Annotated in this window: 11 protein-coding genes; 6 read left to right on the top strand and 5 right to left on the bottom strand. The window is 65.1% G+C overall.

Annotated elements, in window-relative coordinates:
* Positions 1–225: 225 nt before the first annotated feature.
* Positions 226–1,539, top strand: coding sequence for a sensor histidine kinase (locus BVH01_RS02085; protein ID WP_075929121.1), 1,314 nt, complete (start codon positions 226–228; stop codon positions 1,537–1,539).
* On the opposite strand, the gene BVH01_RS02080 is transcribed toward BVH01_RS02085, so the two are convergent.
* From BVH01_RS02080 to BVH01_RS02070, 3 genes are all read right to left on the bottom strand, one after another.
* Entirely contained in the window at positions 1,514–2,671 is a 1,158-nt protein-coding gene (locus tag BVH01_RS02080; RefSeq protein WP_075928740.1) for a phosphatidylserine/phosphatidylglycerophosphate/cardiolipin synthase family protein, read from the bottom strand. The genes BVH01_RS02085 and BVH01_RS02080 overlap by 26 nt on opposite strands.
* Positions 2,672–2,786: 115 nt before the next feature.
* Positions 2,787–3,572: an MBL fold metallo-hydrolase gene (locus BVH01_RS02075; RefSeq protein ID WP_075928739.1), complete on the bottom strand. Its 786-nt coding sequence runs from the start codon at positions 3,570–3,572 to the stop codon at positions 2,787–2,789.
* Positions 3,573–3,660: 88 nt separating this feature from the next.
* Positions 3,661–4,026 (bottom strand): hypothetical protein, encoded by a 366-nt coding sequence (locus BVH01_RS02070; RefSeq protein ID WP_139315686.1) that lies wholly within the window; start codon positions 4,024–4,026, stop codon positions 3,661–3,663.
* A 155-nt stretch (positions 4,027–4,181) separates the two neighbouring features.
* Between BVH01_RS02070 and olsB the strand changes: the two genes are divergently transcribed.
* Positions 4,182–4,940 carry an L-ornithine N(alpha)-acyltransferase gene (olsB, locus tag BVH01_RS02065; protein WP_075928737.1) on the top strand — a complete coding sequence of 253 codons (759 nt, stop codon included), beginning with the start codon at positions 4,182–4,184 and terminating at the stop codon, positions 4,938–4,940.
* Positions 4,941–5,049: 109 nt separating this feature from the next.
* Positions 5,050–5,820: a 1-acyl-sn-glycerol-3-phosphate acyltransferase gene (locus BVH01_RS02060; protein ID WP_075928736.1), complete on the top strand. Its 771-nt coding sequence runs from the start codon at positions 5,050–5,052 to the stop codon at positions 5,818–5,820.
* A 277-nt stretch (positions 5,821–6,097) separates the two neighbouring features.
* Here BVH01_RS02060 and BVH01_RS02055 read toward each other — a convergent pair whose 3' ends face one another.
* Entirely contained in the window at positions 6,098–7,147 is a 1,050-nt protein-coding gene (locus tag BVH01_RS02055) for an AbrB family transcriptional regulator (RefSeq protein WP_075928735.1), read from the bottom strand.
* Between the two features lie 267 nt (positions 7,148–7,414).
* Here BVH01_RS02055 and BVH01_RS02050 point away from each other — a divergent pair, with 267 nt between their 5' ends.
* Positions 7,415–8,419 (top strand): GntR family transcriptional regulator, encoded by a 1,005-nt coding sequence (locus BVH01_RS02050; protein WP_256562683.1) that lies wholly within the window; start codon positions 7,415–7,417, stop codon positions 8,417–8,419.
* 17 nt (positions 8,420–8,436) lie between these two features.
* Here BVH01_RS02050 and BVH01_RS02045 read toward each other — a convergent pair whose 3' ends face one another.
* Positions 8,437–9,027: an ACP phosphodiesterase gene (locus BVH01_RS02045; protein ID WP_075928733.1), complete on the bottom strand. Its 591-nt coding sequence runs from the start codon at positions 9,025–9,027 to the stop codon at positions 8,437–8,439.
* A 158-nt stretch (positions 9,028–9,185) separates the two neighbouring features.
* Here BVH01_RS02045 and BVH01_RS02040 point away from each other — a divergent pair, with 158 nt between their 5' ends.
* Positions 9,186–9,497: a helix-turn-helix transcriptional regulator gene (locus BVH01_RS02040; protein WP_075928732.1), complete on the top strand. Its 312-nt coding sequence runs from the start codon at positions 9,186–9,188 to the stop codon at positions 9,495–9,497.
* A gap of 77 nt (positions 9,498–9,574) precedes the next feature.
* Positions 9,575–10,624: an alkene reductase gene (locus BVH01_RS02035; protein ID WP_075928731.1), complete on the top strand. Its 1,050-nt coding sequence runs from the start codon at positions 9,575–9,577 to the stop codon at positions 10,622–10,624.
* Positions 10,625–10,660 lie beyond the last annotated feature (36 nt).

Here is a 10,660-nt window from a genome sequence, read left to right as displayed (position 1 = left end):
CCGCTGTCGTTGCAGGACTTGGCAAGGGAAAACGCGGACGGCTAGTCCATTCCCTGCGTCCTGCGCCTAACCGGAGGCAATTTCTCGCGGCAACGCGGCTCGCGCTGAAACAGGAACAGACCCTAGCGTGTGTCCTGACCGATGCGCCAGCAGAACCGACAAGTCGCTTGCCACCTGTACAGCGTACAGCGCATCATGCCGCCACTCCTTGCGCGGTACCCCCCGATGCCCCATCGCCCTGCCCCTGCGCCGCACGACGAAGAAGTGCGCGTGCTCTCGCTCGAACACCTGGACATCCTCGATTCGGCACCCGAGCAGAATTTCGACGATGTGGTGCTGCTGGCAACCTCTCTGTGCGACACCCCGATCGCCCTCGTTTCCCTGGTCGATCGCGAGCGCCAGTGGTTCAAGGCCTGCGTCGGCCTGGACGTACGCGAGACTCACCGTGACCTGGCGTTCTGCGCCCATGCGATTCTCGAGCCCGATGACGTACTGGTGGTCGAGGACGCGCTGCTGGACCCGCGCTTCCAGCACAGTGCCCTGGTACTCGGCGAACCATACATCCGCTTCTATGCCGGCGCGCCGATTCGCACCGACGCCGGCCAACCGCTGGGCACCGTATGCGTAATCGACACGCGACCACGTAGCCTTGCCGAGCACCAGCGCCGGGCGCTGCAGGCTCTGGCCCGGCAGACCGCGGCGCTGCTGCAGTTGCGCCTGTTGGAATCGCAGCGCGAGCGGCGTGCCAATGCCTTGCTCGATGAGCTGGAACAGGCCCAGGCGCGTCACCGCGAGGCCGAGCAGTCGCTACGTCACGCGCGCCGCGTGTCCTCCCTCGGCATGCTCACTGCCAGCATCGCCCATGATGTCAACAATCTGCTGCAGGTGCTCAGCACCAGCCTGCAGATGGCCCAGCTAAGGGCTCGGCGCCCGGCGGAGGTGGAGCGTTTCGCGCAGACCGGCCTGCAGGCGGTGGAGCAAGGCGGCAAGCTGATCCGCCAGTTGCTCGCCAACGTCCGCCAGGACGGCCCGGAGCTGGTGTGCATCGATATCAGCGAACGCCTCGATGCCGCACGCGAGCTGCTGGCCGGCACCCTGGGCGACGCCATCACCCTGAATTTCGACCTGAGCGCGCGCAATGTCGGTGTGATGTGCGACGAGGTGCAGTTGCAAGCGGTGGTGCTCAATCTGCTCAGCAATGCTCGGGACGCGATGCAGGGCCGTGGTCAGGTGTTGATCGCCACGCGCCAGCAGCAACTGGTAGGCGACGAGCAACTGAGCGACGGCAATTACCTGGTGCTCAGCGTTCGCGACGATGGCCCGGGCATGAGCGCCGAGCTGGCAGCGAAGGTTTTCGACCCCTTCTTCACCACCAAGCAGGCCGGCAAGGGCACCGGCCTGGGCCTCGCCCAGGCCCGCGAGTTCGCCAATACCACAGGCGGCGACGTCCGGGTGGAAACGGCGCCTGGCGTCGGCACCACCATGCGCCTGTACCTGCGCATCCTGGGGCGTATCAGCGGCGTCGATCGAGCAGGTTGACGATCAGCCTGTCCGCCCAGCCCCAGATGCGTTGACGCACGCGCGTCCAGAACGGACGTGCCTGCCACATCTGCAGATCGACCTCGCGGCTCTGCGGGAAATCGGTCTCGAAGCTCTGCTGCACCGCCGTGGTGAAGGCCGCGTCCAGCGTCTCGACGTTGGCATCGAGGTTGAAGCGCAGGTTCCAGTGGTCGAAGTTGCAGGAGCCGACACTGGTCCAGTCATCCACCAGCACCATCTTGAGGTGCAGGAAGCGCGGGCGGAACTCGAAGATGCGCACGCCGGCACGCAGCAACCGCGGGTAGTAACGCTGCCCGGCAAAGCGCACCGGCGGGTTGTCGGTGTGCCGGCCGCTGAGCAGCAGGCGTACGTCGACGCCCCGGCCTGCTGCCTTGCGCAGCGCCCGGCGCACGCGCCAGGTGGGCAGGAAGTACGGCGTGGCCAACCACACCCGGTGCTGGGCGCCGTTGAGCGCGCGGACCAGCGATTGCAGTATGTCGCGGTGCTGGCGTGCATCGGCATAGGCCACCCGCCCCCAGCCGGCGCCCTCTGCCGGACGATGGGGCAAGGGCTGGCGGTGAGGCGTGAGATAGGGGCGCCAGGCAAAGCGCGAATTGTTGGCCTGCCACTGGCGGTCGAACAGCTGCAGCCAGTCGGCTACCAGCGGCCCGCCGATCTCCACCATCACTTCGTGCCAGGCGCTCTCGGGCTCACCTGGCGTCCAGAATTCATCGGTCGAGCCGGTGCCGCCGACGAAGGCCACCTGGTCATCGACCACCAGCAGCTTGCGGTGGTCGCGATACAGGTTGCGAACGCCACGCCGCCAGCGCAGCGGGTTGTACCAGCGCAACTGGATGCCGGCGTCGAGCATGCGCTGGCGGTCGGCGGCATTCAGCGCCTGGCAACCGAAGGCGTCGAACAGGCAGCGCACTGCCACGCCGCGCTCGGCCGCGTCGCAAAGGGCACGCAACAGCGCATCGGTACAGGCGCTGCTGCACACCAGGTACTGTTCGAGTTCGACCGTTTCACGGGCAGCGTCGATGCAGGCAATCATCCGCGGGAAGAACGCCGGGCCGTCGTTGAGCAGCGTGAACTGGTTGCCCTGGCGCCAGGGAAAGACCTGACCGGGCATCAGTGACCCACACACGAGAGAGGGAAAAAGCGGTGCATGATATCTCGGCGGCGGCGGGGGATGCGCCACGATAGCCGGGCACGTGCGCCTTGCAAAGCGCGACGCGTATCAAGCGCTAACGCGGCAGCTGGTAGTCCTCGGGGCCGAGCAGGTCTAGCCCGCATTCCAGGCTCTCGATCCAGTAGAGAAACGCGCTGATCACCTCACGCCCCACGAACGGCCGGCCGTGCTGCGGCACGATCATCTCCACGTCCATGTCGCGCACCATGGCGGCCCACAACCGGCAGGCCTTGTTACTGGCCATGTAGCGGCGATGAAAGCCAAGCATGCTCGGCACGTGGGCGGCGAAATCCTCCACGGGGCCGGCATCATCGAGCATCGAGGCGCCCATATCGCCGGAGAAGAGGATTTTGCTCAACGGATCGTAGAGCTGGAAGTTGCCCACCGAGTGCAGGAAATGCGCCGGCACGGCCTTGAGGGTGCAACGCCCGAGGGCAAAGGACTGGCCACGGTCAGGCAGGGCGATGATGCGGTCATAGGTGTTGATGCCGCGGCTCAGCGCAAGGTAGTTGGCCGTCAGGTGCGGCAGAAAGCGCGCCCACAGCTTGGAACAGATGACCTGGGCCTTTGTATGCAGCAGCCATTTGTCCAGCGAGGCGATGATGTCCGGGTCCTGATGCGAGGCGAAGATGTAGGTCAGCTCCTGCACCGGTATGTGCTTGGACAGCTCCATGCTCAACGGTACGTAGGTCAGGTCGCCGCCGGGATCGAGCAGCAGGTACTGGTCGTGATCGATGATCAGGAACTGGTTGGACTGCACGCCTTCGCCGCTGACCAGATCGTCGAACATCATGCAGCGGTGAGTGCCATTATCGAACAGCACGATGGGGTCGCGGCGCATACCGGCACACTCGTCAGGCAAAGGCGCAAAGCCTATGCAGCAGTGGACTGCCGGGTGCTGACCTGGATCAGCAAAGCCGATCGCCCGCTTACAGGCGTTGCCCGCACATCCGGCAACGGCCGTTCACCAGCACGCCGGTGCACCGTGGGCAACCGCCCTCCAGAGTTCCACGCCGCCATTGCCAGATCTGCACCAACCGTCGCGCCGCCCAGGCCGCTCCGAGGGTTGGCAGCACGATCATCCAGGGGAAGACCGCCCGTGCCCAGCTCATTGCATCACCGCCCTGCCGGGCGAGGATCGCCAGCGCCATCATGGCGACCACGCCGCCGATGATCAGGATGAAGGGCAAACCGAGGTTTCGGATGAAGAACATACGCAGTGAGCGCTCGAACGGTTGAGGGGCGCACATGGTAAGCAGGATGCCCGCCTGCTGCACCTGTGTTTCACGTCCCAACCGCCCTGCGTGTCTGTCACATAAGCATCACCGAACCTTCACAGGCGTGACACCCGCCCTCCCTAGCCTGAATGTGTTTCCTGAGTTTGCTCAGGTCTGCAGGCCAATCCGGTTCGTGCGCAGCGAGGCTGCCCGACCCGCAACGGAGGTAAGGCATGACCCAGAACGCCATGGCACCCGAGCGCAGCAACACTCCCCGTCGCCTGCAGGCCGAGCGCCTGACCACGCCGCGCGCCTTGCGCGAAGCCCAGGCCCTGCGCTTTCGCGTGTTCAGCGCCGAATTCGACGCCAAGCTCAAGGGCGCCGAGCAGGGCCTGGACATGGACGACTACGACATGCATTGCCAACACATCGGCGTGCGCGACCTGAACAGCGGCGAGCTGGTAGCCACCACGCGCCTGCTCGACCACCAGGCAGCGGCCAGCCTGGGCCGCTTCTACAGCGAAGAGGAATTCGCCCTGCATGGCCTGCGTCACCTGCAAGGCCCGGTACTGGAAATCGGCCGCACCTGCGTCGATGCCGCTTACCGCAACGGCGGCACCATCGCCGTGCTGTGGGCCGAGCTGGCCGAAGTGCTCAACGAAGGCGGTTACCGCTACCTGATGGGCTGCGCCAGCATCCCCATGCAGGACGGCGGCATCCAGGCCCAGGCCATCATGCAGCGCCTGCGCGAACGCTACCTGTGCACCGAGAACCTGCGCGCAGAACCCAAGACGCCGCTGCCCGCGATGGACGTCTCCGGTAACGTGATCGCCGAGATGCCGCCGCTGCTCAAGGCCTACATGCGCCTGGGCGCCAAGATTTGCGGTGAGCCGTGCTGGGACAAGGACTTTCAGGTCGCCGACGTGTTCATCCTGCTCAAGCGCGATGAGCTGTGCCCCCGCTACGCACGGCACTTCAAGGCCGCAGTCTGATCGACTTGCCCACGGCGCGCCGGCGCGGTAGAAATGCCGTGCCGGGCAGCGCCCATTTGCTGTCCGCCGCGCGCCCTTCTCCTCTACCTTCTTCCAGGCCGAAAAACCCATGAGCAAACTGCGTCTTTACCTGCGCCTGACCCGCCTGGCGGCAGTGCTTGCAGTAGGTGCGCTGCTGGCTGCCTTGCTGGTGCCGGTCGAACGCCTGATACGCGGTGACCTGATGGGCTTGCGCCAGCGCCTGACCCGCTGGTGGCTGGCCCGGCTGGGCAACGCCCTGCCCTTTCGCGTTCGCGTGCAGGGGCAACTGCCTCGCAAGCCGATGCTGTGGCTGAGCAATCACATCTCCTGGACCGACATTCCGCTGATCGGCATGCTGGTGCCGCTGTCGTTCCTGTCCAAGGCCGAGGTGCGTACCTGGCCGCTGGCCGGCTGGCTGGCGCACAAGGCCGGCACCCTGTTCATCCGCCGCGGCGCGGGGGACGGCGGGCTGCTCAACCAACAACTGGGTCGCCATCTGGGCAGCGGCCGTCACCTGCTGATCTTCCCCGAAGGTACCACCTGTGACGGCGCCGCCCTGCGCACCTTCCATGGCCGCCTGCTGAGCAGCGCCATCGAAAGCGGCATCGACCTGCAGCCAGTCGCCATTCGCTACGTTCGCGATGGCCAGCGTTGCAGCGTTGCGCCCTTCATCGGCGACGACGACATGCTCTCGCACCTGCTGCGCCTGATGAACAGCGATGTGGCCGAAGTGGAAATCCAGCTGCTGGAGCCAATCGCCAGCGACTCGGGCAACCGCAATGAGCTGGCCCGCCGGGCGCAGGCGGCCGTAAGCGAGGCGCTGTATGGGCCGCAACCGGAGGCGCAGGTGGCGGCTTGAAGTCGGCCCACCACCTTCCGAAACCCATTTTTCCGCGGTGCAAGGGCGACAAGCCAAAAGCGCAATCCCAGCGACCGCGTAGGGGCGGCTTTAACCGCGAGCTTTCCCGGCGCATCCCTCCATACGCTCAGGCACTGCAGCAGTTGTGGGAGCGCGCCATGCGCGCGAAAAAATCGCGGCCATGGACTAGGCGTCCCCGCCCGCTCCCACAGGTAGTGCACTAACGTCCGTTCTTACTGCATCGCGACCACGGTCCTTGGAATTACCAAGAGATCGTTCAAGCCCGCCGCAACTGCGGATTTTCGCTCTGCAGCCAGCGACGGAAGATCGGCTCGGCCAGGAACAGGACCAGGAACAGCCGCACTACCTGCATGGCCGTTACCAGCGGGACTGCCAGTTGCAGAGTCTCGGCCGTGAGGCTCATCTCGGCGATGCCGCCGGGCATCATCCCCAGAGTCAGCGACTGGATATCCAACCCACTCGCCCAGCCCACCAGCACCGCGCCGACGAACGCCACCAGCATCATCACCAGCGTGGTGATCATCGTGCGCGCCAGGAACGACGGGGCGTAGCGGAAGAATGCGCGATTGAAGAAGCAGCCCAAGGCACTGCCGATCATCAGCTGGCCGACCTGGCTGGCGCCGGCTGGCAGCGTGCTGCTCAGGTCGAAGCCGATGCTGGCGGCGGCGCTGACCAGCAGCGGGCCGAACAGCCAGGGATTGGGCTGACGATAGCGCTGCAGCAGCCAGCCGGCCAACCCGGCCACCGGCATGATCAGCGCCAGCCACGGCCAGTCCGCCTGAACGGCGTGCAGGTGAACGTCGCCATCGCCGAGCAGGAACTTGAACACCGCTGGCACCAGCAGCACCACCGCCACCACCCGCAGGCTCTGCGCCGCTGCTACGCGAGTCAGCTCGGCACCGTTACGGGCGCCGAGGTTGACCATCTCGCTGGAGCCGCCCGGCATGCTGGAAAAGTACGCCGTGGCCATGGTTTCGCCGGTGCGGCGCATGAACCACACGCCGGCGATGCTGCTGAGCACGGTGATCAGCGCGCCGATGATGATTGGCACCAAGTGCCCGGCGATTTGCGCGACCAGCGTCGGGGTGAAGTGCAGGCCGATACCGATGCCGATGATCCACTGACCGAACTTGCGCCCGCCCGGCAGCGGCTGCAACTGCCAGGTACTGAAGCAGCGCACCAGGATCACTGCCACCAGCGAGCCGATCATCCAGGGCAGCGGCCAGCCGATATGGGTCGCGATCACCGCGCCGAGGGCACCGACCAGCGGTGTTCCCAGGTGATTGATCCAGTGGGTCTTGAACATTGCGTCCCCTTCGGTACGTGCACCAGCAGCCTGGTGATTGATCGAGTTCGAGGTGGTCGCGGAGAACGAAAGCCTTGCTTATTGGATGTCTTTTATCGCTACGTTGTTCACAGCCTGTCGAGCACAGCGGCATTCATTATTTATTAATGCAACTGGCCTCGTGATTCGACGCCCACATTATTGATCTTTAGCATCACAAAAAACAATTATAAGTTGAAAACCTCCTGGCCGCCCGGCACCTTTTCGTGGCCCCGATTACGTAGCAGAATGCAGCGCCTGCCGAGCCGATCGGCGCAGGCGCATCACCCCGGACAGGAATCGACGCTCACCGCCATGGCCCAGGACAACACTCCTTCAGCGGTTCTCACTGCCCTGCAGAAACGCGTCGCCCGCGAGGTCATCGCCTACGTGCGCCGCGAGCGCCTGCCCATCGGCCATCACCTGGTCGAGTCGCACCTGGCACACACGCTGAACACCTCACGCACCCCGGTGAAGTTCGTGCTCAATCACCTCGCCGAACGCGGCATGCTCAAGCACGACCGCAACCGCGGCTTCTTTCTCGCCCAGGCAGCTGACGAGCTCAACGAGCTGGTGCAGGAAATCGCCGAGGCCGAGGAGGATTCGGTGTATCGCCGCTTCGTCGCCCTGCGCCTGTCGCGGCAATTGCCCGAGCAGTTCACCGAGATCGAGCTGATGCGCCAGTTCGACGTGTCGAGGGCCGAGCTGCGTGCGGCGCTGTTGCGCATGCAGCAGGAAGGCTGGGCCGAACAGCGCAGCGGCCAGGGCTGGAAGATGCTGCCGGTGATCGACTCGATCGAGGCGTATGAGGAGAGCTTCGCCTTTCGCTCGATCATCGAGCCGGCCGGGCTGCTGTCGCCGACCTTCCAGGTCGATCGCGAACTGCTGGCCAGCTGCCGCAAGCAGCAGGCGTTCATCGCCGAGGGCGGTTACCTGAGCATGACCATCGAGGAGCTCTACGAAGCCAACTCGCGCTTCCACGAGATCATCGCCGGGTTCTCCGGCAACCGTTTTCTGCTGCAGTCGCTCAAGCGCCTGGATCGCCTGCGCCGCCTGGTCGAATACCGCGTGGACGTGTCCCGTGAACATCGCCGCGCCCAGGTCGAACAGCACCTGGAAATTCTCGATTTGATCGAACAGGGCGACCGCCTCGCCGCCGCCGACCGCATGCGCGCGCACCTGGAAGGCGCGCGACGCAAGAAGGTCGATGCCGCGCTGTTCGACAAATTACAGAACGGTTCCGGGCAAAGCTGATACCCGGCGCGAATTACTCAGCGAACGGGCAGCGCCTCGCGCTGCTCGCGGGCGAAGGCCATCAGTTGCGGATAGAAGGCGCTGAAATCCTCGCTCAGCGGCTCGTAGAGACGACGCAGATCCTCCAGCCCGCCGTCCAGCAGGCCAGGCCTCGACAGGCGCCGGGACATGCCGGCGATCACCTGTCCAAGCACCTCGAACTCCTCATAGCTGCCTAGCCAGTCCTGGGCCGCCATGCGCGGCGCAATGTGCTGCAGGCTGCCGGGCAGCTGCGGCTCGGCGGCCAGCACTTGATAGACACGGTCGGTGAACCGCTGCAGCGGCTGATCGCTGTAGCGTTGCCAGTCGCGGGCCAGGCAATGATCGAAGAACAGGTCGAGAAAGATACCGGCCACGCGCCGACGCTCGGCCGGAAAGCGTGCCCGCGCCTGGGCCTGGAGCGGGTGGCTGTCGGTAAAGGCATCGATGCGCCGGTGCAGCGCGATGCCCGCCTCGATGGCGGCCGGCCACTTTCCGGCCAGCGGACCTTTGACGAAATCGCCATACAGGCTGCCAAGCAGTTCAGCGGGCGCATCGCCGCCCAGGTGAAGGTGAGCGAGGTAGTTCATCGCGCCAGCTTAAAGCCTCGTCCCGGCCACGGCGAGGGGTGCGCCATCATGCCGGTCGATATGCACTATCTGCTTGAACGATCTGCATATCGCCAAGTCTCGATATAAAGTTCGTCCCATCGCGATACGACGTTACAGGGCATTTGGCAGGAGACCCGATGAGCAACGACGACATCGACCTCGACGACGTGATCAAGGCCCTGGCCCACCCGGTGCGCAGAGACATCCTGCGCTGGCTGAAGGAGCCGGAGGCGCACTTCGTGCAGCCCGACCACTCCTTCGACATTGGTGTATGCGCCGGCAAGTTCGATGAGCGTACGGGGCTCTCGCAATCCACGGTCTCCGCGCATCTGGCCACCTTGCAGCGCGCCGGCCTTGTGACCAGCCGCAAGGTCGGTCAGTGGAATTTCTTCAAGCGCAACGACGCGACCATCGAAGCCTTCATCGAGCGGATCACCCGTGAGCTCTGAGCTCGATGCCATCGCAAAACGACCCGTTCAACCCATTCAACAACCCTAACCGAGCGAATGATTCGAGGATCCTGGCAATGACCACACTGTTCGACCCCATCAAGATCGGCGATCTGGAACTCGCCAACCGCGTCATCATGGCGCCCCTGACCCGCTGCCGTGCCGACGAAGGCCGCGTGCCCAATGCCCTGATGGCCGAGTATTACGTACAGCGCGCCTCCGCCGGCCTGATCATCAGCGAAGCCACGTCGGTCACGCCGATGGGCGTGGGCTACCCGAACACCCCCGGCATCTGGTCCGACGACCAGGTACGTGGCTGGAGCGGCGTGACCAAGGCCGTGCACGCCAACGGCGGCAAGATCGTCCTGCAACTGTGGCACGTGGGTCGCATTTCCGACCCGGTCTACCTGGACGGCGAAATGCCGGTAGCCCCCAGCGCCATCAAGCCCGCCGGGCATGTCAGCCTGATCCGCCCGATGAAGGACTTCGTGACCCCGCGCGCCCTGGAAAGCGAAGAGATCGCCGACGTCATCGAGGCCTATCGCCAGGGCGCCGAGAACGCCAAGGCCGCCGGCTTCGACGGCGTGGAAATCCACGCGGCCAACGGTTATCTGATCGACCAGTTTCTGCAGGACGGCACCAACAAGCGCACCGACAACTACGGCGGCAGCCTGGAAAACCGTGCCCGCCTGCTGCTGGAAATCACCGATGCGGTACTTGGCGTCTGGGAGCCGGGCCGCGTGGGCGTGCACCTGGCGCCACGAGCCGACAGCCACGACATGGGCGACTCCAACCGCACCGAAACCTTCACCTACGTGGCACGGGAGCTGGGCAAGCGCAACATCGCCTTCCTCTGCGCCCGCGAGCACGAGGCCGACGACAGCCTGTCGCCAGGCCTGAAAGAGGCGTTCGGCGGCGTGTTCATCGCCAACGAAGGCTTTACCAAGGATCAGGCCAACGCCTGGCTGGCCAGCGGCAAGGCTGACGCCGTGGCGTTCGGCGTGCCCTTCATCGCCAACCCGGACCTGCCCGAGCGCCTGCGCCAGGACGCGCCGCTGAACGAGCCGCACAAGGAAACCTTCTACGGTTCCGGCCCGGTCGGTTATATCGACTACCCGCGCCTGTAACGTTCCTGAGCGCCAACAAAAAGCCCGCGTTTTTAC

The sequence above is a fragment of the Pseudomonas sp. PA1(2017) genome, assembly GCF_001945375.1.
In the GTDB taxonomy this organism is placed as follows: domain Bacteria; phylum Pseudomonadota; class Gammaproteobacteria; order Pseudomonadales; family Pseudomonadaceae; genus Aquipseudomonas.
This window is presented reverse-complemented; position numbering and strand designations above follow the sequence as displayed.